Origin of the sequence: Demequina capsici, from assembly GCF_032102965.1 — a bacterium.
GTDB classification, from domain to species: Bacteria; Actinomycetota; Actinomycetes; order Actinomycetales; family Demequinaceae; genus Demequina; species Demequina capsici.
In genome coordinates this window covers 350,136-374,729 of the sequence record NZ_CP134880.1, presented here as the reverse complement: position 1 = coordinate 374,729, position 24,594 = coordinate 350,136, and the positions used below count along the sequence as shown (strand labels likewise).

Here is a 24,594-nt window from a genome sequence, read left to right as displayed (position 1 = left end):
TCATGCTCCTTCCGGCCAGTACAGGCGCTGGGGATTGTCGACGAGCAGCCGGTGCTGCAGGTCGGGCGTCGTGGCGATCCGGGGGATGTGGTCGACCAGCAGCCCGTCGTCGGGCATGTGGTCCTTGAGGTTCGGGTGGGGCCAGTCGGTGCCCCACAGCACGCGGTCGGGGAACTCCTCGACGACACGTCGGGCGAACGGCACCACATCCGTGTAGGCGTGCTGCTCGCCGTCGAGAGCGCGCGGGCCCGTGACGGAGAGCCGCTCAGGGCACGTCACCTTGGTCCACACGTTCGGGTTCTCGCGCATGAAGCGGAGGAATAGGCCGAACTCCGGCCCGTCGGGGTCCTTCGTCACGTCGGGCCGTCCCATGTGGTCGACGACGACGTCGGTCGGGATGCTGGAGAAGAAGTCGTAGAGGTCGGGCAGGTCCTCGGCCTCGAAGTAGATGACGACGTGCCAGCCGAGCGGGGCGATCCTCTCGACGGTCTCCTTGAGCGAGTCGGTGGGCACACGGTCGACGAGACGCTTCACGAAGTTGAAGCGCACCCCCCGCACGCCTGCGGCGTGGAGCTCGGCGAGCTGCGCGTCCGTGACGTCGCGCCGCACGGTGGCCACGCCGCGCGCCCGACCCTCGCTGCGGTTCAGGGCGTCGACGAGAGCCCGGTTGTCAGCGCCGTGGCACGTCGCCTGGACTATCACGTTGCGAGCGAAGCCCAGGTGGTCACGCAGAGCGAACAGCTGCTCGGCCGACGCGTCGCACGGGGTGTACTTGCGCTCCGGGGCGAAGGGGAACTGCCCGCCGGGACCGAACACGTGGCAATGCGCGTCGACCGCGCCGTCCGGGAGGCGGAAGGTGGGCGCGGTGGGGCCGTCGTACCAGTCGAGCCAACCCGGCGTCTTGTCGAAGCCGCCTGTCGTCTGGCCGTGGGTCGTCGCAGTGGCGTCGGCCTGAGCGGCAGGCGTGTCACGACCGGGGGTATCGGTGATCACGAGTGGCGTCCTTGTCACTAGCAGTTCTCGCTCCTGACTATAGGCACGCCCTACGACTGTGGTCCAATAGATTCGACAGCAACGCCGCATAGAGAGAATCGATGCATGGCACTGGCAGATCTCAACCAGCTCCGCACGTTCGTCGTGCTCTACGAGATGCGCAGCCTCACCGGCACCGCCGACCGCCTGCACGTCACCCAGCCCACCGTCAGCTACACCCTCGCGCGCCTGCGCAAGCGGTTCGGAGACGACCTGTTCCGCCGCGAGGGTCACGTCATGGTGCCCACGCCCCGCGCCACGCAGCTGTTCGGCCCGCTTCATGAAGCGCTCGCGCAGATCGACGCGACCGTCACCGACCGCGCGGACTTCGACCCGGCAGGCTTCGACGGCGAGCTGGTCCTGGGACTCACCTCGATCGGCGAGCAGACCTTCCTGCCGCCGATCATGGCGTCGCTCACGCGCCTGCACGCCTCTCCTCACCTGGTGGTCAAGCGCCTCGACGCCGACGTCGCCGAGGAGGAGCTGGTGCGCGGCGTGATCGACGTGGCGCTCACCGTGTCCGTCATGGACTCCGCGCGGCTGTGGCGCACACCGGTACGAGGCGTCGAGTACGTCGCGCTCACGTCGCGCACCCACCCCCTCCCGCCCACGGCGCCGGACATGTTCCAGGGACGACGCTTCATCCGGGTGTCCGCCCGCGGCGGCCACGTGTTCCCCAAGCAGGCACTCGTGGAGCACGGCCTCGTCCCGCAGGTGGCACTCACCGTCGAGGAGCACTCGACGGTGCCAGCCGTGCTCGTCTCGACGGACCTGGTCGCGCTCCTGCCGCGCCACGTCGCCGACGTGTTCTGCGGCTGGTTCCCCGATCTGCAGACCGCCGACCTGCCGTGGCCGGGCACCAGCTCGCCTGTCGCCCTCTACACCCGCCGCGAGATGAACCTGTCACCCGCCCAGCGGTGGTTCCGGCGCCTCGTGCTGCACGCCGTCGCCAGCGGCGAGTTCACCGACGACGCACAGCGCTGACCGCCCTCACCGACGACGAGGCTCAGCGGGCGGGACGGTTCCAGCTCGGTCGCGCCGGGAACATGGGGCTGCGCACCGGGATCGTCCACGACGAGTGCGGGTGAATCCGCAGCAGCTGCTGTTCCCACCACGCCCGCGCCTCGTCGGACAGGCGGGGGACGACGGCGTCCTTGTCCGCGTCGTCCTCAGGACGAGGACTGAAGCACTTCCACAGCAGCTGCACCTCCGGCGCACCCGTCGGCACACCGTCCACATCCAGGACGACCTGCTCCCACGGGAGCTGGAGACGTGCATCCCTGCGGTACATCCAGGCCCGACGCGAGCCGTCCTCCACGTTGACCCGCAGCACCCAGGCGTCCGCGTCGTCGTCATGGATCAGGACCGGCTGCAGCTCGGCGTCCTCCGCGGCGTCCGCGATCGGGATCAGCGCTGTGCCGTCCGGGACCCACGCGCTGAACGTCGGCGGCAGCGCGGCCAGGACCGTGTCGAGGTCGCTCGGGATCGTGCTCACGTCGATGTTCTCGCGCTCGCGGATCGGGGCGCCGAGCCAGCGGTCGAGCGCAGCCCCGCCCGAGAGCCACCAGCGAGCGTCGGCAGCACCGAGCAGGCCCGCGACCTGCTCGACCGTCAAGGGCGCCCAACGCGGGGCCGGCGTCGTCGTCGACATGCTCAGAGGCTACCGCGCCCACTGTGGCATCCTGCGGCTGTGGCGAACTCCCCCTCCGGCGACTCGGTGACCGGCCGCCTGGTCCGCGTGCTCGAGACGTTCACACCGACGCGAACGGTGCAGACCCCCGCGGAGATCGGACGCCGCGCGGGCCTGCCGTCGTCCACCGCCCACCGAGTCGTCGCGGACCTGGTGGCCGCCGGGCTGCTCGACCGCGACGGCGAGGGCCGTGTGAGCGTCGGCCTGCGACTGTGGGAGCTGGCCACCCGGTCATCGCTCGCGCTGCGGGTGCGACAGGCGGCACTGCCCGCGATGGAGCGCGTGCAGGCGCGCGTGCGCGAGCACACGCAGCTGGCGATCCTCGAGCAGGACGAGGCGCTGTTCCTCGAACGGCTCAGCGATCCTGACGCCGGCGCGAACATCACCCGCATCGCGGGACGGCTCCCCTTGCACGCGTCGTCCTCGGGCCTGGTGCTGCTCGCCTTCGGCGATCACGAGCTGCAGGAGCGCGTCCTCACCCAGCAGTTGCGGCGCCTGACCGCGATGACCCCGACAGATCCTGCGGTCGTCCGCCGCAAGCTCGCGGAGGTGCGGCGGCTCGGACACGCGATCGCGCCCGGGTCCATCGAGGAGGTCTCCACCGGCGTGGCCGTCCCGGTGCTGGATCGCGCCGGACGCGCGACGGCGGCGCTGTCCGTCGTGCTGCCGCGCGATGCGGCGACAGGCGTCGCTCTGGATGCGCTGCACCGGGCTGCCCACGAGGTCGAGCGTGCTCTGACACGCGACAGCTGAGCGATCCGAATCCCATTGAACGGGAATTGGTGACAATCTGGTCGACGAACCGCCGCACAATGGCGACGCGCCACGTCAACGACGACGCGGCGCCACCGAAGACACCGTGCCAAAGGAGACACCGTGACCTCGACAGTCCCCACCCAGGTCGCCATCGTCGGAGCAGGACCTGCGGGCCTCGTGCTCTCACACCTGCTCGCCGAGTCAGGCATCGACTCGATCATCATCGACCAGCGCTCGCGCGACGAGATCGAGAACACCATCCGCGCCGGGATCCTCGAGCAGGGCACCGTGGACCTGCTCGCGCGCCTCCCCGGCTCACGGGCACACACCGTCGGGATGCGTCACGACGGCATCGAGCTCCGCTTCGACGAGGCCGGCCACAGGATCGACTTCCCCGGCCTCACCGGCCGCTCCGTGTGGCTCTACCCGCAGCACGAAGCGCTGAAGGACCTGATCGCAGCACGGCTCGAGGCCGGACAGGACCTCCGCTTCGGAGTCACCGCCATGGCCGTCGAGGACGGGGGCACCACCCGCCCCCGCGTGGTCGCCGAGCACTCGGACGGCACGACGCTGGAGATCGAGGCGGACTTCGTGGTCGGCGCCGACGGCTCCCACTCGGTGGTCCGCCGCGAGATCAGCGGCTCCCACGACGGGCTCTTCCGCGAGTACCCGTTCGCGTGGTTCGGCATCCTGTGCGAGGCCGCACCCAGCGCTCCGGAGCTCATCTACTCGAACTCGCCCCACGGCTTCGCGCTCATCAGCCAGCGCTCCCCCGACGTGCAGCGCATGTACTTCCAGTGCGACCCCGAGACCGACCCGACCGCGATGACCGAGGACCAGATCTGGGACATCCTGCAGCAGCGGGTGCCCGGGGTGACGCTGGTCGAGGGCCCGATCTTCCAGCGCGACGTGCTGCGCTTCCGCTCTTTCGTCGCCCGGGAGCTGAGGCACGGTCGCCTCGCGATCGTCGGCGACGCCGCCCACACCGTGCCCCCGACCGGCGCGAAGGGCATGAACCTCGCCGTCGCCGACGTGATCCTGCTCGCCCGCGCGCTCGAAGCGCTCCTGACGCGCTCGGACAGCACGCTCATCGACGGATGGGCGGATGCCGCCCGAGACCGCATCTGGAAGGCGCAGCACTTCTCCTGGTGGATGACGAGCATGCTGCACACGACCCCCGACGCGTCCGACTTCGATCGCGAGCGCCAGCTCGGCGAGCTCCGGTCCGTGGTCGAGTCGGAGGCAGGACGCGCCTACCTCGCCGAGGGCTACACCGGGTGGCCGTTGGGCTGAGACGGCGCCCGGAAGGCCCCGGTCGCAGCACGGACCGAGATCCTCGCGTCTCCGGTCAGGACGCGAGCACCGCGGTCTTCGACGCCTCGGCGACCTCCGAACCGACGCGGCGATCCCGCTTGAGCGCCTTGCCTAGCGCGAGGAACAGCAGGATGAACGCACCGGTCATCGCCATGTGCCCGAGTCCCGCGGTACCGGCGATGGCTGCGTTCGACTCCTTGCCCAGCACAGTGAGCGTGCCGTGCCACGTCATCATGCCTGCGGTCACCACCAGGGCGACGTTGTAGACCCAGAAGAACCAGCCGAACAGCCGGCTGTCCGAGAGCCGGAACAGCTTGTCGAGCGCGAGCACCACCAACAGCACGATCATGCCGAGCGCGAGGAAGTGGGTGTGCACGCCGCTGAGCATCGTCTGCCCATCCTCTGGGAAGTTGTTCGCGACGGTCAGCTCGCGGTAGTACAGGCCAGAGCCGAGTCCGGCGATGGCGTAGATGAAGGCGGCCGTGAACAGTCGTTGCATGGGAGGTCCTTTCGGGTGACCGGGGGCTGTCGACACCCGGCGGCAGGTTGTCGACAGGCGTGTCGACATCTTATCAACTCGGGTGTCGACAAAGTCAACGCGCCGGGGCAGGCCCCACGTCCCGGGCGGCGCCACGCTCCCGTCTTCTAGGCTGACGGACGATGAAAGGCACCCGGCAGGCCCAGCGGCGCTCCCGCCCCCGTGCGCGAGCACGCGTCGCCATGCTCGGCGTGCTGCTGGCGCTCACCGCCGTCGTCGGCCTGCTGTCGCACCACGCAGGCAGCTACGCGGACCACCAGTCGGCTTCCATGGCCACGCCGGCAGCGATGCAGCCGCTCGACCTCGCGACACCCGGGGCGCACCCCTCGGAAGGCACCAGCTGCGAGGATTGCAGCCCGACCGCGGGCGGCGCCGCGCTCGCGTGCGCCACAGTGCTGATGCTGCTGGTGATCCTCGCGGTCCCACGCCTCGCTCCCCGGCCGACGACCGCGCCGACCAGAAGCCGACGGCGCACCTTCGTGGCACACGCAGCACCCACCACGATGCCGCGGCTGCCGGACCTGCACGCCCTGGGGATCAGCCGTACGTGACAGTCACGGATCCGGCGACTGCGCCCGATCCCACCTGAGCTCCGACCACCGACGCCCGAGCACACCGCTCTGCCCGCGTCGGCCCACGCGACCCTGCGCAGCCTCAGCCGCGCACGTCGCGACGCCGCCCGGCCCCCGGTCGCGCGGCACGGACCACACAGAACCGTCACATACGAAGGACCACCCATGTCTCAGCGCAACACCCGCCGCACCCCGGCGCGAATCCTCACCGCCGCCCTCACCCTGAGCGCCGCACTCATGCTCACCGCCTGCTCGACAGCCGACTCCGACCTGCCCACCATCGCAGTCCCAGGCACCGCCGCCGCCGACGCGGCGATGGAAGAGCTCGGACTCGGAGGGCTCGACGCCCGTCAGATCATCGACGAGCTGGACGCAACCCCGCTCACCGATCGATCCACCGCGTTCACCGCCTCGATCCGCCCCGACGAGCTCGTGATCACGACCGCGGACCAGACCCAGGTCTCGCTGCCCATGCCCGACGACGCCTTCTACGTCTCGTTCGCGCCGTACGAGTCCTCGAACCACGACTGCTACTACCACTCGCTCACCACGTGCACCGGGGAGATGCAGGGCGCCGACGTGCACATGACCATCACCGACGATTCCACCGGCGAGGTGCTCGTCGACGAGACTCGCACCACGTTCGACAACGGCTTCGTGGGCGTGTGGCTGCCGCGCGACATCGACGCCACGGTGACGATCGAGCACGAGGGCAAGTCGGCCACCCAGGACGTGTCGACACGGAACAGCGACGACGCGACCTGCGTCACCACGATGCAGCTCGCCTGACCGCACGCCGTCCGCGTCCGATGCCGCCCTCTGCCGCTCATCGGACGCGGACGGCCGCATCTTCATCAGATCTTCACCGTCCGCGCGGGCTCGCCTTCACCGCATGCGCGCAGAGTGAAGCGCAGACGACACGAGAGGGCACGACCATGATGGGCATGTACGGCGCGGGCGGTAGCGGCCTCGCATGGTTCGGGATGGGCATCCTGTGGCTGGCGCTGATCGGCGTGATCGTGTGGCTCGCGATCCGCCTGGCGACCCACCGGAACGCACAGCCGAGCGCGACTCTGCAGGCGACGACCCTCGCGCCGAAGCCGCCGAACGAGTCCGCCCTCGAGATCCTCGATCGTCGACTCGCCACCGGAGAGATCGACGTCGAGACCTACAAAGCGTCCCGCGACGCCATCCGCGAGACGCGCGGAGAGCCGAAGTGACCCGCACCGAGCGCGCCTGGACCATCGCGAGCCTCATCGCCGCGGTCGCCGTCCTCGCCGCCTCGATGGCGTGGGCCTTCGGCGGAGGCATCACCACCTCGAGCACGGCCTCACGACTCGCGATCAGCACCGACTCTCAGAGGATCGATGACAGCGACCTCCCCGGCACGGTCGTCGACGTGTACGCGATGGACATGTCCGGACGCGGCATGATGATGGGCCGCGCCAACACCCGCATGATGCTCCGCTCGTCGACGCTCAGCGTCGACGCCGGCACCGTCACCCTCCACCTCATCAACGACGGCACGATCGACCATGAGCTCGTGATCCTTCCCCTCGCAGACGGCCAGCAGGTCGGCCAGCGCCCCGTGCTGTCCGACGGCAGCGTGGACGAGTCCGACAGCCTCGGTGAGGCGTCGGCCACGAACGCTGAGGGCGAGGGCTCAGGGATCACGCCCGGGGCGAGCGGTTGGGTCACGCTGGACCTCGCGCCGGGTCGATACGAGCTCGTCTGCAACATCGACGGCCACTATGCCGCAGGCATGTACACGCTGCTCGTGGTCCGCTGAGGTGCCGACACACTCGCGCCTCGGCGACCGCACCGACGGGCGCGACGCACCCGGCTAACATGCGGACATGGCGACCTCAGCTCCGATCGACGACGTCCCCACCCACGGCGAAGGCATCCGCCTGGGCCAGTTCCTCCAGCTCGCCGGGCTCGTCGACTCCGGTGGGGAGGCGAAGGACGCGATCCGCGCGGGCGAGGTGCGGCTGAACGGCGAGGTCGACCTGCGGCGCGGGCGGCAGCTTCAGGCTGGCGACATCGTGACCTTGCGCGGACGCGGCGCCCGCGTCAGCAAGTAACCGCCGAGATGTCTCCCTCTCGCTGCTCCAGTGCCTCGAAGAACTGAGCCTTCAACTCCTCAAACGACACGATCCCCCCAGCTCCCTCAAGTCAGGGTGTTGCGGGGATCGCTAGAACCCGCCAACCGAGACCGGGTCGTTCGTGTGGGAACCGCCCAAGGGAATCGAACCCTTGACCTATTCATGACGAGGGCATTCGAACCCCGATGCACAGCACGACTCGTAGGCATCGCAAGGTCGGAACGGTGTTCTAGTTGCGGATCGCGACTCAGTTTGGGCAAGTAGCGGGCAAGTGACTCGACCAGCCCTGGCCGCCACCTGATTTTCGTATTACGATTTTCTCATGGACGAGGGAGAGACCATCAACGGCATCCCGGTCACTGAAGAGCAGATCGAAGCGTGGGCCGCCGAGGCCGAACGCGGCTACGACATGAGGGCGCTCAAGAAGCGCGGCCGGGGACGCCCTGGCCGTGGCGCAGAGGCCTCGCAGGTGATCGCACTGCGTCTGACGCCCGACGAGGTCGCAGCGCTCGACGCGCGCGCCGCCGCAGAGCACAAGACGCGTTCAGACCTGATCCGCGACGCGCTGGGCAAGCTCACCGCGTGAAGGTCCACGTCTCAGCACTGGAGCACGAGATCTCCGAGGACGACGCGGTCCAGGCCGCCTCGTTTCCGCTCTGGGTTGAGGACCTCGACGATGACTCGCCCGCACGCCAACCGCGGCTCGGATTCGGCGCCCGCGGCCGCCTGCTGAAGACCGTCGTCCTCACGTTCGACTCCGGCAACGAGCTCATCATCCATGCGATGACAGCTCGCCCGCAGCTGCTTGATCCGCTGCCCTGAGCACACTCAGCGACGTCTTCATAGAACGGGCACCGACTCAACCTCGTAGGTCGCACGGCGCACGATCCAACGGTCAAACCGCGTCTCTTTGCGTGGCACGTCGGGCGACGCGCCCTCCGCGTCCACGAGGAAGCAGCCACTCATCCAACGCCAGCGCCAGTGCCGCGCGGTCAGCTCACCTCGACCGAACACCGCCAGCAACCGAGCCAGCGACTCGCTATCGATGACCTCGGTGACGTGGTCGCCGTCGCCGAACGTCACAAGGACCATCCCAGCCCAATCCTCAAGCTCCAGTGCCGTCCCGGTTGCAGAACGCCGCAGACGCCAGACCGAAGCATCCGCATTGAGACCGATCTCCTCCAGCCCAGAAGACGCGTCGAGAAGCCGAGCCCGGAGCGCAACATCGGCGAACTGACTCGGAGGCGTGTCGCGACCTCGCCAGGGCCGGGACCGCTCGCCGAGCGCCGCCTCCGCGACATCGCACCACCGCGGCTCGTTGCGCGCCCAGGTGTTCTGGCATACGAGACTCGTGAAGCTACGCCCTTCAGAATCCAGGAACCGCAGGCCATACGCAGTCGGCTCGACCTCGACCAGCGCGTCCTTGGCGAAGACCCGACGCCGGGTCACCCCTTGCACCACCACCTCATGCGGCCCGACCGCGATGTACGGACGGAACGTCACGGACCAGATCACTAGCGCGAACCCGACCTGAAAAATCCACCCATTTCGGATCTCGACCGGGTCCATCTCACCGGCAGCCACGAAACCGTAGTCGAGATACAACTGCCAGGCCAGAAGCACCCAGAACGCTACGAGGCCGACCCTGATCCACCATCGCACGCGCCACACGCATGTCGCGCTCTCGCCGTTGCTCACGCCGGAAGCATAGAACCGCACGACCCACGCCACGCGGATGCGCCGCGGCACGCGAAAGGCCCCGATCCTCACGGACCGGGGCCTTCTCGATGGAGCCGCCTAAGGGAATCGAACCCTTGACCTATTCATTACGAGTGAATCGCTCTGCCGACTGAGCTAAGGCGGCCTGCGCCACGAGGGCGCGGAGACATCCTACAGGGTCAGCAGACCAAACCCGAATCCGGCATCGTGCCGTCCACCATGAAGCTGTCGACGGCGTCCAGGATGCAGCTGTTGGAGCGGCCGTAGGCGGTGTGCCCGTCGCCGTCGTACGTCAACAGCTGGGCGTTGCCGAGCTCGTCGGTGAGGTTCTGCGCCCACTGGTACGGCGTCGCAGGGTCGCGCGTGGTGCCGACCACGAGGATCGGGTTCGCATCCGTGGGGTAGTCGAGCGAGTCGATGGTCTGGTGCGCGGCCCAGGGCCAGCCGCTGCAGCCCCCGCCGGCCGCGAACCACCAGCCGAACGTGGGCGACGCCTCCTCAAGCACGGCCGTGAGCTGCGTCTGGTCGTCCATGGTCCACGTGTCGAGCTCGGGGCTGTCCAGGCAGTTGATCGCGGTGAACGCCTCGTTGGCGTTGGACGTGTACTCCCCGGTGGTGGCGTCGCGATCGAGGTAGAAGCCTGCCAGCTGATAGAACACTGAGGCCGTTCCCTGGCTGTACACCTCCTGCAACGCCTGGATCAGGTAGTCCCAACTGTCCTCCGAGTACAGGGTGACGACGATGCCGTAGACCATGAGGTTGCCGTTGACGGTGACGCCGTCCTGGCCGGTGGGCAACGGGGTCTCCCGCGCCTGACGCGCGAGGTCGCCGATCTGCTGGCGTGCCGTCTCCACATCCGACGACAGCGGGCACGACTGCTGCGCCTCGCAGTAGTCGATGAAGCTGGTGAGCGCCTGCTCGAAGCCTGCCGCCTGGCCCTTCGCCTGGTCGGTATCGTCCAGGAGGAAGTCGACGGCGCCGTCGAGCACGACGTGGCCCACCGTGTCGGGGTACAGCGCCGCATAGGTGGCGCCCAGCTGGGTGCCGTAGCTGAAGCCCATGTAGTTGAGGGAGTCGTCGCCGAGCACGGCACGGATCACGTCCATGTCCCGAGCAGCAGACACCGTGTCGATGTTCGCCATGATGTCGCCCGAGATCTGCTCGCAGCCTGCGGCGAAGTCCGCGTTGCGCTTCGCTGCGGCCGCGAGGTCCTCCTCCGTGTCGTACGAGTAGTCCGTCACGTAGAACGCGTTGAGGGTCTCGGCGTCGCCGCAGGAGATGCCGTTGGACTTGCCGACCCCACGCGGGTCGAATCCGACGACGTCGTACGCGGCCGTCAGGTCGGCGCCCGCATACGACAGGAAGTAGTCGGTGAAGTCCAGGCCCGAGCCGCCAGGACCGCCAGGGTTGATGAGCACGGAGCCGATGCGCTTGCTCGCGTCCGTCGCCTGCGACCGGTTGATCGCGAGCTTGATCGTGTCGCCAGCCGGGTCCGTCCAGTCGAGAGGCACCTCCACCATGGCGCACTCGAGATCGCCGCACGTGCTCCATGAGAGCTGCTGCTCGTAGAAGCGGGACGAGTCGGCCGGAGCCGAGGTGGATGGCGCGCCGTTTCCGGTGTCCACGCTCGCCGACGGCGTCGCGTCCGTCCCGCCCGTGCATGCCGTGAGCAGGAGGAGGGGCACGGCGATGGCGGCCCCCAGGGCGCGGCGACGAGGAGTCATAGCGCCCAAACTAGTCGAACCTGACCGGCACTCGATGACCGCCCACAGCCGACCGCGCGACACGCCGCCCGACGTGCTCAGCGTGCGGGCTGTGGACGGAGCGCGAGCAGCATCGCCTCGACCGCCAGCAACGGCGCCACGTTCCCCGCCAGACGCTCGCGCGTCAGCGCAAGAGCGTCGAGCACCCGCACCGTGTCCTGCATGGTGCCGCGAGCCGCGAGCTGCTCGACGTGACCGCGATGAGTCGCATTGACCAGCGGCACGCCAGAGCCCACCTGCACCACCGCGACATCGCGGTACATGCTCATGAGGTCCACGATGGCGCGATCCAGGACGTCGCGCTTGTGACGGGTGGCGCGGCGCTTCTGATCCTCCTCGAGCTGCTTCACCTGCGAGCGCAGCGCAGGCGGCAGACGCCCTCCGTCGTCCGCTCCGAGCATGCGCAGCAGCTCGTTCCGCTCCTGTGCGTCGCGCTCCTCGGTCGCGGCCCTCGCGTCGTCGTCCGCGACCTGGACCAGGTCCGCGGCCGCGAGCACGGCATCGCCCACGCCCCTGATCTCGGTGGCGAGCGCCAGCACCTGGTCGCGGCGCGCCCGCGCCTGCGGGTCGCGAGCCAGTCGACGCGCGATGCCGATATGGCTCTGCGCGGCGTACGCGCACTCGAGCGCCAGCTCGGGGTCCACCCCGTCGCGCTCGACCAGCAGGCGGGCTACCACCTCCGCATCGGGCACTCGGAGCCCCACCACGCGGCAGCGGGAGCGGATGGTGACCACCACGTCGTCCGCAGAGGGCGCGCACAGCACCCAGACGGTGCGGGGCGGCGGCTCCTCGATGGACTTGAGAAGCAGGTTCGAGGTGCGCTCCGTCATGCGGTCCGCGTCCTCGACGATGATGACGCGCCAGCGGCCCTGGCTGGGTGACGATTGCGCCAATGACACGAGCTCGCGCACCTCGTCGATCGCGATGGTCACCTTCTCCGTGGCGACCACCGTGACGTCCGCATGCGCGCCGCTGAGCGACGTCACGCATTCCCGGCACTCGCCGCAGCCGCCGTTCGGGCACTGGAGAGCCGCTGCGAACGCCCGCGCCGCCTGGGACCGTCCCGAGCCCGGCGGTCCGGTGACGAGCCACGCGTGCGTCATGGCGGAGGCATGCGCGGCCGCCGCCCTCAACGGTGCGGTCGCATCGCCCTGACCCACCACCTCGGTCCACACGCCTGCGACCGCCGGAGCGTGCTGCGGGTCGGCCACGGCCGTGCCAAGGTCCTCGGAGGCGTCCTCGATCATGGCGTCACCGGGGACGGCGGGATCGGCGTCCGCGCGCCTGAGATGATCTCGCGCTTGCGTCGCAGCGCGGCCCGCGCAGCCGCGAAGACATCGTGGAAGACCTCGCCCACCGGGCGCGCCGCATCGATGACGGCGTAACGACGCGGATCGCGCTGCGCGAGGAACAGGAAGCCCTGGCGGATCTGCTCCGCATGCTCGACCGTCTCACGCTCCACGCGGTCGAGATGGCGGTCCATCCGCGACGTGTCGGGCGCCATGTCGAGCACCACGGTCAGGTCGGGGAGCAGCCCGTCGGTGGCCCAGCGTGAGATGCGCTCCACCTCGTTGCCCAGCCCCCTGGCGCCGCCCTGGTACACGATCGACGAGTCGATGAAGCGGTCCTGCAGCACCACCGCCCCGCGCGCGAGGGCAGGCTTGACGACAGATTCCACATGGTGCGCGCGATCGGCCGCGTAGAGCAGCGCCTCGGCACGTGGCGCGACATGGTCGCCGTGCATGATCAGCTGGCGCAGGTGCAGACCCAGCTGGGTGCCGCCCGGCTCCCGCGTCACGACCACCTCACGGCCCGCAGAGCGCATCGCCTCCGCCAGCCGCTCCAGCTGGGTCGTCTTGCCGACGCCGTCGCCCCCCTCGAACACCACGAAAAGGCCCGTCTTCATGGGGCAAACCTACCTGGGACGACCGACACCATGAGTCGGCCGAGGGTCCCGAGGGTGAGACCGCGGCCCTGGACGACGCAGTGGACGCCTACCGCTCGCCGGGCCCGCCATGCTCGTCGGGGTAGATGAGGCCGATCTGGTTGCGCACCTCGTCCATGATCCGCATGATCTCCAACGACTGCTCGAGCGGCTGGATCGGAGACTCGGTGAGTCCCGCGGCGACGCACCGCGCCACCTCGGCGGCCTCGAACTGGAAGCCGTTCGGAGCGGTGCCGTCGTACTCCCACATGGTGCCGTCGAGGCGGACCACCCGGAAGGTCGTCGGGTTGTAGAAGGTGCCGTCGATCTCGATGTAGCCCTCGGTGCCACCGATCAGCGCCATGCAGGGGGTCTTGCCCTCCATCGTGGTGGTGAGCGACGCCTGCGCCCCCATGCTCGGGTAGTCGAAGACCATCGAGACCTGACCGTCGACACCGGTGTCCGTCAGCCGTCCGACCGCGGTGATCGCATCAGGGACGCCAAGGATGTCGTGGGCGAACGAGATGGGGTACACGCCGAGGTCCAGCAGCGCACCGCCCGCGAGGGCGGGGTTGCGCATGCGCTCGATGTGCGAGATCGGCTGACCGTGGTCCGCCTGGACGGAGATGACCTCGCCGATCTCTCCGCGCGCGATCGCCTCGCGCAGGGCGTACATGTGGGGAAGGTGCCGCGCCCACATGGCCTCCATGACGAACACGCCCTTGGCGCGCGCCGCGTCGACCACGAGCCGCGCCTGCCTCTCGTTCTGCGTGAACGCCTTCTCGACCATCACGTGCTTGCCCGCCTCGATCGCCAGCAGCGCCGGCCCGTGGTGGTTGTTGTGCGTGGTGGCCACGTAGACGATGTCGACGTCAGGATCGGCGACGAGCTCCTCGTAGCTGCCGTACGCCGTCGGCACGCCGGTCTCGGCGGCGAACGCCTGCGCTCTCTCGAGTCCGGAGGCGGCGGCGACGGCGACCACCTCCGACTTCGTGTAATGCGTGATGGCGTCGGCCAGCTTGTGGGCGATTCCTCCCGCACCGAGGATCCCCCAACGGAAGGCGGGCGCGGACATGGGCAGCGGTGCACTCATGGGCAACACCCTAGACCCCGATCAGCGGCACCGAAGGTCACGCGCGCGCAGGGATGCGGTCGAGGACGAGGCCCGGATCCCGATGCAGGGCCCGGGCCCCGGCGCGCAGGGAGACGCGGTACACCAGCGCGCCGACCGCGACCATCAGGACGCCGGTGACCTCTCGCGGTATCCACGCATCTACCAGGCCGTAGAGAAGCGCGGCAACGATCGTGCCTGCGATCACCCAGCCGAGCGTCGCGAACGCTGGGCCGACCGCGACGAACCGCTGGGACGACGCCTTCTCACCATCGAACGCGAAGCGCGCCGCGGTGAGGGTCGCTCCTGCAGAGGTCCACATCGCGCCGCCGACCGCGTACAGGATGGCGGCAGGAACCTCGTGCACCGTGCCCCGCACCACGGCCTCCACCCCGAGGAACACGACCGCCACGAGCACTGCGAGCCAGAGCACGACGGCCGACTTCGCACGGAGCAGCGCCCGCAGGTCGGCTCCCACGACGTTCAGGAAGCCGATCCCTGGCCCGTCGAAGTTGAAGAGGCCCCCACCGAGCAGCACCATCGCATACGACGCGTACGCCATCGCCCCGACTCCCAGCCAGCCCGGGCTGCAGAGCGGATTCGCCACGAACACGCCGACGCCGATGCCGATGAGGACCTGCTGCGCCACCCGGGGGTGACGGCGCATGTACCGCAGGTGCTGCGAGGCCGCGGCCATCTCCGGCGACGGCCGCATCCACCTCAGCGCCAGCGGCGGCAGGCTCAGGCCCACTCGCGCGCGGCTGCGCGCCTCGGCCCGGCCACCGGCGGTCGTGCCACGCGAGTGACGGGACAGCGCCCACACCCAGATCCCTGCGAACAGCGCGAGCCATGCGAGCGCCACGAGCATGTGCAGCGACGCCCCGGTCGCGTCGTCCACCCGAAGGTCGAGCATCACCCGCGCGGACGCACCTCCGGGGAGCCAGCCCGTCGCATCGCTGAGCACGTCCAGCGCCGGCGCACCGCGCTGGGACATCGCCGCATCGGCGAGCATCGCAGGCACCACCTGCATGGCGACGTAGAAGCCGACGGTGAGGACGGCGGCAAGCAGGACCGACACATCCCGGCCGCGACGGCCGCCGAGCGTGCCTGCGAAGAACGTCTGGAGAGCGCGGGACACCGCGATGCACGTCGCGGCGAACACGAACGCGACGAGCGGCGACGCGAGCCGTCCCCACCACGGCATGCCCCACGCGGCGATCGGACCCGACGCGGCGAGGAACGAAAGCAGCGCGGTCGGCGAGGCCATGACGCCGGCGGCGAGCCCGACCATCCTCTGCGGGGCGCTGAGCGGGAACAGCGCCAGCCTGTCGGGTTCCACGAGCTGATCCTGGAGCGACGGCACGGTCAAGGGGACGAGCACCCACACCACGAGGATGAACGCGAGAAGCGACTCCGCCCCGACGCCTGCGGCGCCCTGCGGTCCCGAGGAGGCGGCGGAGACGAGCGCGGCGAGGGCCGCCGCCATCGCCACGCCGACGATGGCCGCCAGCGTCCAGTACCCCCAGTAGAGCGCAGGGTCCTTCACGAAGCTCCGCCGGATCGTGCGTCGCAGCCTTACGAGGACTGCAACCACGACAGCTCCCCCTCACCGAGATCGCGACCGCCGACGAGGTCCACGAACGCCTGCTGGAGGGTGGGCGCCGCGCCCCGCACGTCCGCGACCGTGCCCTCGACGCGCGCCCGCCCGTCGGCCATGACCACCATGCGATCGCACAGCCGCTCCACGACGTCCATCACGTGGCTCGAGAACACGACGGTGCCTCCGCGCGCCCGATAGCGCTGAAGCAGCTCCTCCATCACCTGTGTGTTGACCGGGTCCAGGGAGCCGAACGGCTCGTCGAGGATCAGCACCGCCGGGCTGTGCAGCAACGCCACGGCCAGGCCCATACGCTTGCGCATGCCGAGCGAGTAGTCGGCGATCATCCGGCCCTGGTCGGCCGTGAGGTCCAGCACCTGCAGCAGCTCGCTCGCGCGCCGGTCGGCCTCCACCGGGTCGAGCCCGTGCAGCAGCGCCGCGTACTCGAGCATCTCGCGTCCGGACAGCCGTTCGAACATCGCAGGGTTGTCCGCCACGAACCCCAGGCGACGCTTCGCCGCGCGGGTGTCAGGCCACACAGGCACCCCGTCCACGACAACGTCGCCGCCATCGGGCTTCAGCACCCCGATGATCATGCGCAGGGCCGTCGTCTTGCCGGCGCCGTTCGGCCCCGCGATGCCATAGAAGCTTCCGCGCGGGACCGTCAGGTCCATGCCGTCGACGGCGAATCGTCCCTCGAACGCCTTGTACAGGCCGCGCGCCACGACAGCGTCCACGACAACTTCACCCATGAGTCCCCCTGATGCTCGACCGTTCGACGCGCCGCCCCTCCCTGAACCGCGTCGCACGATGTCAGCCCAGCGTAGACCCGCCGCGCGGACCCGCACGTCACCTGTGGACGGCATCCGCTGGCGTCACGACAGGAAGTCGACGCGCGCGAGCCCACCTCCGGTCGGATCGAACCACGCGCCCCACACCTCACCGCCGGAGAGCGCTCGCACCGTCAGATGCACGACAGCGATGCCCTCGACGTCAGCGCTCACGGCCCCTCGCGCGCACACCCCGGGAGCCACGGGTCCCGCGATCGTCCACCCCTGCGCGTACTCCGACGGCAGGCGTCCCAGATCGCCCACCACGTACGGCACGTCGGTCACCCCGACCACGACCCCGCTGCGGATCGTCACCGCGGAGACCTCGTACGTGACCCCGTCCCGCAGGCGGTCCAGCGCGACCTCGACGTACAGCGGCGTCAGGCCCGCGACCGACTCCGTCGGGGAGCTCTCCACGTGAAGCGTGTCATCGACGACGAACGCCCTCGCCTGCACCGCGAGCCCTCGCACCGTACGGTCGGTGAAGTTCCCGGTGATGGTGTCCACCATCACGTCTCCGCACGCCGGCGGCGCATCCCAGAGGGCCGCCGCCGCGGGCGACTCGACCATCTGCCACTCGGGTCCCGGCACGTCGTCCGCCACCAACATCTCGACGACCTGCGCGGGCAGGCCCGCGGGATCGAACCAGTGGCCGACCACGCGTCCGAGCGGGTCGACGGCGACCACGACCGCGTGCACCTCGTACGAGCCGGCGCCGTCCGCCGCGCCGCGCACCTGAGGGTCCACCCCTCCGCTCGGGACGCCCGTCAGGCAGCTCCGCGGCCTCAGAGGCATCGCTCCGTCGAGCCGGGTCCCGATCTCCCAGCTGTCCGACGCGTTCGGATAGACCGTCACCGGCACGGCCGCGACGATCCGCCCCTGGTCGACCATGACCGCCGTCGCGTAGTAGTCCAGGCCGGGCTCGCCTTGCACCAACCGCAGCTGCACCACGGCGGGGTCCGCATGCACGACGCCATCAGCCGGCGAGGCCTGGTCCTCCAGGAGCGACGTCACACGCCCCACGATCCGCGTGCGCTGCGCCGACGCCACATCGCCCCCTTCGCCGACCGCCGCAGGCCACAGATCCCCCGGCAGGTGCGACGGCAACGCGTCACCGCACGCGAGCGAGACGCCCGCCACCCGCGTCGGCCCCGTGAGCGCGTCGCCGGACATCTCGACCCACGTGGCCACCGGCGATCCTTCCGCGTCCTGCACCTGAGCCACCACCGCGATGACGGTGCCGGCCGCGGCGTAGCGCGAGTCCGCACCGGTCCCGCACGAGCCAGGCACCGGCGCCGGCACCGAGGACGGCAGCACCTTGATCCCGTGCGCATCCACCGCCTCCGACGAGGCACCGACCGCCGGCATCCACCCGACGACCACCCCGCCGAGGATCGCGAAGCTCTCGGTGACGAGCCGCAAGCCGGCACCCGCGTCACCCGGCGCGAGCCTCACCGACGACTCCCACCGGATGCCCCACGTGGAGAACCCGGCGGCAGCCGCGGCGGAGACCTCGGGGTCGACGTCCTCGAGGACGGTCCTCGTCTGGATCAGCGCGGCGCCGATCGCCAGGACCTGCCGGGCATGGACCACCACGCCCTGGTCGAGGGTCCACTCGTCGCCGCACGCGTGCGTGTCTCCGCCGACCGTCAGCGCCTCCGGTCCCACGGCAGTCTCCGCCGAGACGGCCGCATCGAGCTCGGACGTCTGCACCGTCGCGGATGCCGCCTGGAACGGCTCGGGACGATCACCTCCGGGCGCGGTCACCACGCCCGCGACCACCCCGGCCAGGAGGAGCGCACCGACCGTGCCGAACGTGAGCCGCCGCCTCTCCCTCGCCGCGCGGCTCCTCAGCGCGTCGACCCTTGCCGGTTCGCGCAGCGCTCGCGCGACCTCGGTCCCCGACGCGTCGACCGCGTCCTGGAACGCCTCCTCGAAGCGCCTCATGAGCCGGCGCCCTTCACCTGGACGACGTCGAGCTCACGCTCCGAGTCGACGCCGAGCACGGGCGCGAGCACCGCGCGCGCCTCCTCCCACCAGATCTCGACGGTGCGCTCCGAGACCTTCATCGAGCGCGCGACGGATGCGACGTCGAGGCCCTCGATGTGGCGCATCGCCGCCGCGGTCCTCACCACCGGCGAGAGCGCGTCGAGCGCCTGCGCGAACGGCGTGCTCGTGCTCGACTCCGGCAGGCGGGGCGGCGGCGGAGCCACCGCCTGCGACCGGACCGGCCCCTCGTGCGACACCTTGCGCGCCTCGTCGGCGGCGTTCCCCTCCGCGTCCCTCACGCGAGCCGTCTCCCCACCGTCGTCTCGGAGCGCATGCCGTGGTGGCGCGAAGATCGACGGGTCCGGCTGTTCCGGTGTCGACGAGGCCGCCGGCGCTGCTGCTGCACGATCCGCAGGCGCGGCAGCGGATCGAGTCGCGCGACGCTCGCCGTCCTCGGCTCGGATGCGCTCGGTCGCCACGCTCCACCGCGCCTGCCTGCGGGGACCCGCGAGGTGCAGCCGTCGGATCTCGCGCATGGCACGCGCCTCCGCCGCAGCCGGTCGCAAGGGGCGCAGGTGGAACGTGAGGACGCGCAGCATCGCAGCCGTCACGAGGTCCTTGGCCGCCGCGTGCGACCCGGTGAGCGCGTAGGCGTACCCGCTCAGCCGCGGAAGCGACTGGGCGAACACCTCACCGTGCTCGACCGACACCTCAGCCCTCCCCGTTCAGGGTAGGCGGAACGGCCGGGCACGCGCAGGTCGAGCGCTCACGACCTCCGACCTGGACTCACGGCTACTTGCGGCGGAACACCCGCGTGAGGCTGAAGAGGACGATCACCGTCAGGAAGAAGGTGGCGAGCACGCCTCCGGGCACGCCCATGACGGGGCCCGCCCTGCACACCTCGTGACCGGCGGAGTCGACATCGCACAGCGTGCTCGTCCTGGTCCAGAGCAGCACGTCGAGTCCGGCGGCCAGCAGTGCGGCCATCGCCCAGACGAGCCTGCGGCCCATCACTTCTTCTTGGGCGCGGCCTTGCGCGTCGTCGTCTTGCGGGCCGCAGGCTTGCGCGCTGCGGTCTTCTTCGCGGGAGCCTTCTCGCGCTTCTCCTGCAGCAGCTCGACGGCGCGCTCGTGGGTGAGCTCGTCGACGGTCGTGCCGCGGGGGATCGTGATGTTGGTGACGCCGTCGGTGATGTACTCGCCGAAGCGGCCTTCCTTCACGACGATCGGCTTCTCGGACACCGGGTCGACTCCCAGCTCCTTGAGCGGCGGCTTGGCGGTACGGCCACGGCCACGCTTGGGCTGCGCGTAGATGGCGAGCGCCTCGTCGAGCGTGATGGACAGCAGCTGATCCTCGGAGTCGATGGTCCGGGAGTCGGTGCCCTTCTTCAGGTACGGGCCGTAGCGACCGTTCTGGGCGGTGATCTCCTCGTTCGACTCGGGGTCCTTGCCGACCACGCGAGGCAGCTCCATGAGCTTGACGGCATCCTCGAGGGTGACGGTCGCGAGGTCCATCGACTTGAACAGCGACGCGGTCCTCGGCTTGGCCTTGGACCCCTCCGGCAGCACCTCGGTGACGTACGGTCCGAAGCGGCCCGCCTTCGCGATGATCTCCGTGCCCAGGTCAGGGTGGGTGCCGAGCGCACGCTCGTCGCCCCCCTGGTTCTCGAACAGCTCTCCAGCCCTCGCCACGGTGAGCTCGTCGGGAGCGAGGTCCTCGGGGACGGACGCCGTGTCCATCTCCCCTTCCTCGCCACCCTCCTTGGGGCGCTGGATGTACGGGCCGTAGCGGCCGACGCGCAGCTCGATGCCGTCGCCGATCTGGAAGGTGTTGATGGCGCGCGCGTCGATGTCGCCCAGGTTGTCCACGAGGTTCTTCAGCCCCTCGGCGCGGCCCTCGGCGGCGCCCTCGGTGCCGAAGTAGAACCGGGTGAGCCAGTCCACGCGGGCCATGTCACCCTGCGCGATCCGGTCCAGGTCCTCCTCCATGTCGGCCGTGAAGTCGTAGTCGACCAGCCAGCCGAAGTGCTCCTCGAGAAGGCGGATGATCGCGAAAGCGAGCCACGTGGGCACCAGCGCCTGCTTGTCGACCCGCACATAGCCGCGGGAGATGATGAGGTCCACCATCGACGCGTACGTGGACGGACGGCCGAACTTGCGGTCCTCGAGCTCCTTGATCATGGAGCCCTGCGTGAATCGCGGGGGCGGCGTCGTCGCGTGCGTCAGCGGCTGCAGGTCCGCGACATCCACGGGCTGGCCCTCGGTGAGCTGGGGCAGGCGGTCGTCGTCGGCCTTGTCGACCGCGTCGTCCTCCTCGTAGCGGGCCTTCTCACGCGACTCCTCGTAGACGGCGAGGAAGCCGGGCTGCGTGATGATCGTGCCGGACTTGGAGAACTCGACCGCGTGATGCTCGGCGCTCGTGGCGGCGAGGCGCACCGTGGAGGTGGTGCCGACCGCGTCGGCCATCTGGGAGGCGATGGTGCGCTTCCAGATCATCTCGTACATGCGGAACTCGTCGCCGCGCAGCTCTGCGCGGAGCTGATCCGGGGTGCGGAACACATCGCCCGACGGGCGGATCGCCTCGTGCGCCTCCTGAGCGTTGGAGTCCTTCGACGCGTAGACACGGGCCGTGGGTGCGACGGCGTCGGAGCCGAAGAGCTCGAGCGCCTGCGAACGGGCGGCGCGCGTCGCCTCACCGGACAGGCCCGGCGAGTCGGAGCGCATATAGGTGATGTAGCCGCGCTCGTACAGGCCCTGCGCCACGCGCATCGTGTCTCGGGCACCCAGCCGGAGCTTGCGGCTCGCCTCCTGGATCAGGGTGGAGGTGATGAACGGCGCCGCAGGACGGCGCTTGTACGGCTTCGAGTCGACGCCTGCGACCTTGAACTCGGCGGAGGCGAGGCCCGCGGCCAACGCTCCGGCTGCCGCGGCGGTGAGGTGCACCACGGTGGAGCCCTTGAGCGCGCCACGGTCGTCGAAGTCCTTGCCGGACGCGACCCGCTTGCCGTCCACGGTCGTGAGACGCGCGACGAAGGCCCGGCCCGCGTCGGGGCCCGCCTGGGCGGTGAAGGTGGCCTGCAGGTCCCAGTACTCGGCGGAACGGAACGCGATGCGCTCCCGCTCGCGGTCCACGACCAGGCGCAGCGCGATCGACTGCACGCGCCCGGCGGACAGCCCGCCCTGGATCTTGCGCCACAGCACCGGCGACACGGAGTAGCCGTACAGTCGGTCGAGGATGCGGCGGGCCTCCTGGGCCTCCACCAGCTCCATGTCGACCTCGCGGGGCGACTGGAGGGCCCGCGCGATCCCCTCCTTGGTGATCTCGTGGAAGGCCAGACGCTTGACCGGCACCTTGGGCTTGAGGACCTCGAGCAGGTGCCAGGCGATCGCCTCCCCCTCGCGGTCCTCATCAGTGGCCAGGTACAGCTCGTCGGCGTCCTTGAGACGCTTCTTCATGTCCGCGACGACCTTCTTCTTGCCCGGGTCCACCCGGTAGAAGGGCGTGAAGCCGCCGTCGATGTCGATGGAGAACTCGCCTGCAGGCGACTTCTTGACGTCGTCCGGAAGCTCCGACTTCTCCGCAAGGTCGCGGATATGGCCGACGCTGGAGACCACGTCGTAGTCGTCGCCCAGATAGCCGCCGATGGTGCGCGACTTGGTGGGCGACTCGACGATGACGAGCTTGCGGGGCATCGGACCTGCCTTGCCTTGACGGGATGTCGGTGGATACGCGGCCCGCGGGGGGTCGGAACGCACTCAATATACATACGGTCTGGGACCGCGCGACCGGGCAGCGGGTCCGCCCCGAAGGGGCGCTCCGCGCTCGAGGGCTGGGGACGACGCGTGTCCGGCCCGCCCTGGAGCGCTCAGGAGGTCCTGGGGCCCGGCGCGCATTCCGTGTCACGATGGGGGGCGTGAGCCTTCCCTCTGACACGATCACCCCGCAGCTGTCCCAGGCGGTCCTCGCCGCCATGAACGCCGCCACGGAGGCGGAGGTCATGCCACGGTGGCGCGCACTGGAGGATCACGAGATCCGCACCAAGTCCTCCGAATGGGACCTGGTGACCGATGCCGACGAAGCGGCCGAGCGGATGATCACCGCCGCGCTGCGCGACCTGGTGGACGTGCCGGTGGTGGGCGAGGAGGCGACCGCGAAGGACGCCACGCTGCTCGAGCTGGTGGACGGAGCGGGAGCGGTGTGGGTGGTCGACCCTGTCGACGGCACGCGCAACTTCGTGGCGGGAACCGAGGCGTTCGGCTGCATGGTGGCGCTGATCGACGACGGCCGCACGGTGGCCTCATGGATCACGTATCCGGCGGTGGGCCGCGAGGCGCATGCGGCCCGAGGAGTCGGCGCCTTCCTGGACGGAGAGCGGCTCACGACGCCTGCCCCGACGGACCCTGCATCGCTGCGCGGCGCGATCGCCTCGAAGTTCCATCCTGGCGACGCCGACGAGCTTCACGCGGCGGCGGAGTCGCTCGGCCCGTCCAAGCCGATCCGCTTCTGCGCGGCATGGGACTACCTGGACGTGGTGACCGGCGTCACCGACTACGTGGCGTTCACCCGCACGCTCCCCTGGGACCACGCGCCCGGCGCGCTGATCTGCCAGGAGGCGGGGCTCACGGCCGCACGTCCCGACGGTTCTGAGTACCTGCCCGGAGGCGACGTGCGCGCGGGCATCCTCACCGCGCACCCGTCGGTCTGGGAGCGGATCGCCGGCGTCCTGCCGGTGCGCTGACCTCTTGCGCTCGGCGCAGCGCCGAGGCTGGCAGGTCCGAAGGTCGTGGCAGGTCCGAAGGTCGTGGCAGGTCCGTGGCCGTCGGCGTCCGGGCGCACGCAAGGAGGGGCCCCGGCGAACCGGGACCCCTCCTCTGAGAGAGTGCTGACGCTTACGCGTTGACCAGCTCCTTGTCGTCGGCGACCACCGCGGCGGCCGACTCCTTCTTGATGCCCGCGGCGAACCACACCGCCGCGGCTCCCAGGACGATGAACACGAGGCCCAGGCCGCCGATGAAGGCGGAGATGCCCGTGCCGAGCTGCAGGGTCGAGGCGGTCACGGAGCCGACGCCGAGCTCGGCGATGAGGGCGTGGGCGGTGCCGCTCCAGGCGCCCGCACGGACCTGCTGGTCGATCGGGTTGGTGTAGTCGAAGTCCGCCCAGTAGCGGCCGTCGACGGGAATGTCGTAGCTCTGGCCGGCGGTGAGCGCCTGGCCGTTGTACTCGGTGTCCTCGGACGGCGTCACGGTGATGTTCATGTTGAGCACGTCGTACGCGATGGCGGCCATCTGGACCATGTACTCGGTCGCGGTGTTGACGACCGGGTCGTTCGGGTTGAGGTCGGACTGGACGACCGAGTAGCCCCAGTCGTTCTCGAGCAGGTTCAGCACGTCCTGGCCCTCGGTGGCGTCACCGTGGTTGAGAAGGTTGCCGTTCTCGTCGTACGAGAGCTGGACGTTCTCCGCGGCGGCGAACGAGTCCAGCGAGTGCTGGCCGGCCGCGACCTGCGAGTAGGCGAAGAGGCCGGCAGCGACGAAGAACGCGCCGACGAGCGCGAGGAATGCGCCGAGGATGTTGAGCTTCTTGACCATGATGATCGGGGGTTCCTTCCGGGGGTGTCTACTTCCTTGTGACACCTACGGTTCCACCCTGTTGAC

26 protein-coding genes and 1 tRNA gene are annotated in these 24,594 nt (G+C 70.0%); 11 read left to right on the top strand and 16 right to left on the bottom strand.

Annotated features, from left to right (window positions below; genetic code table 11):
• Entirely contained in the window at nucleotides 1–993 is a 993-nt protein-coding gene (locus RN607_RS01880; RefSeq protein WP_313543947.1) for an amidohydrolase family protein, read from the bottom strand.
• 105 nt (nucleotides 994–1,098) lie between these two features.
• Between RN607_RS01880 and RN607_RS01875 the strand changes: the two genes are divergently transcribed.
• Nucleotides 1,099–2,016, top strand: coding sequence for a LysR family transcriptional regulator (locus RN607_RS01875; protein WP_313543945.1), 918 nt, complete (start codon nucleotides 1,099–1,101; stop codon nucleotides 2,014–2,016).
• A 22-nt stretch (nucleotides 2,017–2,038) separates the two neighbouring features.
• Here the strand turns inward: RN607_RS01875 and RN607_RS01870 are convergent, their stop codons facing one another.
• Nucleotides 2,039–2,683: a nucleotidyltransferase domain-containing protein gene (locus RN607_RS01870; protein WP_313543942.1), complete on the bottom strand. Its 645-nt coding sequence runs from the start codon at nucleotides 2,681–2,683 to the stop codon at nucleotides 2,039–2,041.
• 39 nt (nucleotides 2,684–2,722) lie between these two features.
• Between RN607_RS01870 and RN607_RS01865 the strand changes: the two genes are divergently transcribed.
• The gene (locus RN607_RS01865; protein WP_313499272.1) at nucleotides 2,723–3,475 is read left to right on the top strand and encodes an IclR family transcriptional regulator; all 753 of its coding nucleotides are present in this window, start codon (nucleotides 2,723–2,725) and stop codon (nucleotides 3,473–3,475) included.
• A 123-nt stretch (nucleotides 3,476–3,598) separates the two neighbouring features.
• A complete protein-coding gene (locus tag RN607_RS01860) occupies nucleotides 3,599–4,771 on the top strand; it encodes a 4-hydroxybenzoate 3-monooxygenase (protein ID WP_313543940.1) in 1,173 nt (390 codons plus the stop codon).
• A gap of 55 nt (nucleotides 4,772–4,826) precedes the next feature.
• On the opposite strand, the gene RN607_RS01855 is transcribed toward RN607_RS01860, so the two are convergent.
• Complete coding sequence (locus RN607_RS01855) at nucleotides 4,827–5,291, bottom strand: DUF2871 domain-containing protein (RefSeq protein ID WP_313543938.1); 465 nt, start codon at nucleotides 5,289–5,291, stop codon at nucleotides 4,827–4,829.
• A gap of 161 nt (nucleotides 5,292–5,452) precedes the next feature.
• On the opposite strand from RN607_RS01855, the gene RN607_RS01850 reads away from it, so the two are divergent.
• From RN607_RS01850 to RN607_RS01820, 7 genes are all read left to right on the top strand, one after another.
• A complete protein-coding gene (locus RN607_RS01850; protein WP_313543936.1) occupies nucleotides 5,453–5,881 on the top strand; it encodes a hypothetical protein in 429 nt (142 codons plus the stop codon).
• 186 nt (nucleotides 5,882–6,067) lie between these two features.
• Complete coding sequence (locus RN607_RS01845) at nucleotides 6,068–6,691, top strand: CueP family metal-binding protein (protein WP_313543935.1); 624 nt, start codon at nucleotides 6,068–6,070, stop codon at nucleotides 6,689–6,691.
• Between the two features lie 146 nt (nucleotides 6,692–6,837).
• Nucleotides 6,838–7,122: an SHOCT domain-containing protein gene (locus RN607_RS01840; protein WP_313543933.1), complete on the top strand. Its 285-nt coding sequence runs from the start codon at nucleotides 6,838–6,840 to the stop codon at nucleotides 7,120–7,122.
• On the top strand, nucleotides 7,119–7,691 hold the full coding sequence (locus tag RN607_RS01835; protein ID WP_313543931.1) for a sulfocyanin-like copper-binding protein: 573 nt from the start codon (nucleotides 7,119–7,121) through the stop codon (nucleotides 7,689–7,691). Before RN607_RS01840 ends, RN607_RS01835 begins: the two co-directional genes overlap by 4 nt.
• A gap of 67 nt (nucleotides 7,692–7,758) precedes the next feature.
• Nucleotides 7,759–7,986 carry an RNA-binding S4 domain-containing protein gene (locus RN607_RS01830; protein WP_313543930.1) on the top strand — a complete coding sequence of 76 codons (228 nt, stop codon included), beginning with the start codon at nucleotides 7,759–7,761 and terminating at the stop codon, nucleotides 7,984–7,986.
• A gap of 343 nt (nucleotides 7,987–8,329) precedes the next feature.
• Nucleotides 8,330–8,593 carry a ribbon-helix-helix protein, CopG family gene (locus RN607_RS01825; RefSeq protein WP_313543928.1) on the top strand — a complete coding sequence of 88 codons (264 nt, stop codon included), beginning with the start codon at nucleotides 8,330–8,332 and terminating at the stop codon, nucleotides 8,591–8,593.
• A complete protein-coding gene (locus RN607_RS01820; protein ID WP_313543926.1) occupies nucleotides 8,590–8,829 on the top strand; it encodes a toxin in 240 nt (79 codons plus the stop codon). Before RN607_RS01825 ends, RN607_RS01820 begins: the two co-directional genes overlap by 4 nt.
• Nucleotides 8,830–8,847: 18 nt before the next feature.
• On the opposite strand, the gene RN607_RS01815 is transcribed toward RN607_RS01820, so the two are convergent.
• The 12 genes from RN607_RS01815 to topA form a co-directional block, all read right to left on the bottom strand.
• On the bottom strand, nucleotides 8,848–9,705 hold the full coding sequence (locus RN607_RS01815) for a hypothetical protein (protein ID WP_313543924.1): 858 nt from the start codon (nucleotides 9,703–9,705) through the stop codon (nucleotides 8,848–8,850).
• A gap of 90 nt (nucleotides 9,706–9,795) precedes the next feature.
• A tRNA-Thr gene (locus RN607_RS01810) sits at nucleotides 9,796–9,871 on the bottom strand.
• Nucleotides 9,872–9,905: 34 nt separating this feature from the next.
• Nucleotides 9,906–11,450 carry an alpha/beta hydrolase gene (locus tag RN607_RS01805; RefSeq protein WP_313543922.1) on the bottom strand — a complete coding sequence of 515 codons (1,545 nt, stop codon included), beginning with the start codon at nucleotides 11,448–11,450 and terminating at the stop codon, nucleotides 9,906–9,908.
• A 77-nt stretch (nucleotides 11,451–11,527) separates the two neighbouring features.
• A complete protein-coding gene (locus RN607_RS01800; RefSeq protein ID WP_313499243.1) occupies nucleotides 11,528–12,736 on the bottom strand; it encodes a DNA polymerase III subunit delta' in 1,209 nt (402 codons plus the stop codon).
• A complete protein-coding gene (tmk, locus tag RN607_RS01795; RefSeq protein ID WP_313543920.1) occupies nucleotides 12,733–13,395 on the bottom strand; it encodes a dTMP kinase in 663 nt (220 codons plus the stop codon). Before tmk ends, RN607_RS01800 begins: the two co-directional genes overlap by 4 nt.
• Nucleotides 13,396–13,483: 88 nt before the next feature.
• Nucleotides 13,484–14,506, bottom strand: a complete 1,023-nt coding sequence (locus tag RN607_RS01790) for a Gfo/Idh/MocA family protein (RefSeq protein ID WP_313543918.1) — start codon at nucleotides 14,504–14,506, stop codon at nucleotides 13,484–13,486.
• Nucleotides 14,507–14,543: 37 nt separating this feature from the next.
• Nucleotides 14,544–16,118 carry a hypothetical protein gene (locus RN607_RS01785; RefSeq protein ID WP_313543916.1) on the bottom strand — a complete coding sequence of 525 codons (1,575 nt, stop codon included), beginning with the start codon at nucleotides 16,116–16,118 and terminating at the stop codon, nucleotides 14,544–14,546.
• Complete coding sequence (locus RN607_RS01780) at nucleotides 16,100–16,873, bottom strand: ABC transporter ATP-binding protein (protein WP_313543915.1); 774 nt, start codon at nucleotides 16,871–16,873, stop codon at nucleotides 16,100–16,102. Before RN607_RS01780 ends, RN607_RS01785 begins: the two co-directional genes overlap by 19 nt.
• Nucleotides 16,874–16,996: 123 nt before the next feature.
• Entirely contained in the window at nucleotides 16,997–18,898 is a 1,902-nt protein-coding gene (locus tag RN607_RS01775) for a hypothetical protein (RefSeq protein WP_313543913.1), read from the bottom strand.
• On the bottom strand, nucleotides 18,895–19,650 hold the full coding sequence (locus RN607_RS01770; protein WP_313543912.1) for a sigma factor-like helix-turn-helix DNA-binding protein: 756 nt from the start codon (nucleotides 19,648–19,650) through the stop codon (nucleotides 18,895–18,897). The genes RN607_RS01775 and RN607_RS01770 overlap by 4 nt, the downstream gene beginning before the upstream one ends.
• Nucleotides 19,651–19,732: 82 nt before the next feature.
• Complete coding sequence (locus RN607_RS01765; protein WP_313543911.1) at nucleotides 19,733–19,951, bottom strand: hypothetical protein; 219 nt, start codon at nucleotides 19,949–19,951, stop codon at nucleotides 19,733–19,735.
• On the bottom strand, nucleotides 19,951–22,632 hold the full coding sequence (gene topA / locus RN607_RS01760) for a type I DNA topoisomerase (protein ID WP_313543910.1): 2,682 nt from the start codon (nucleotides 22,630–22,632) through the stop codon (nucleotides 19,951–19,953). The genes RN607_RS01765 and topA overlap by 1 nt, the downstream gene beginning before the upstream one ends.
• Before the next feature lie 221 nt (nucleotides 22,633–22,853).
• Here topA and RN607_RS01755 point away from each other — a divergent pair, with 221 nt between their 5' ends.
• Nucleotides 22,854–23,678: an inositol monophosphatase family protein gene (locus RN607_RS01755; protein WP_313543909.1), complete on the top strand. Its 825-nt coding sequence runs from the start codon at nucleotides 22,854–22,856 to the stop codon at nucleotides 23,676–23,678.
• A 151-nt stretch (nucleotides 23,679–23,829) separates the two neighbouring features.
• Here RN607_RS01755 and RN607_RS01750 read toward each other — a convergent pair whose 3' ends face one another.
• Entirely contained in the window at nucleotides 23,830–24,528 is a 699-nt protein-coding gene (locus RN607_RS01750; RefSeq protein WP_313499214.1) for a hypothetical protein, read from the bottom strand.
• Nucleotides 24,529–24,594 lie beyond the last annotated feature (66 nt).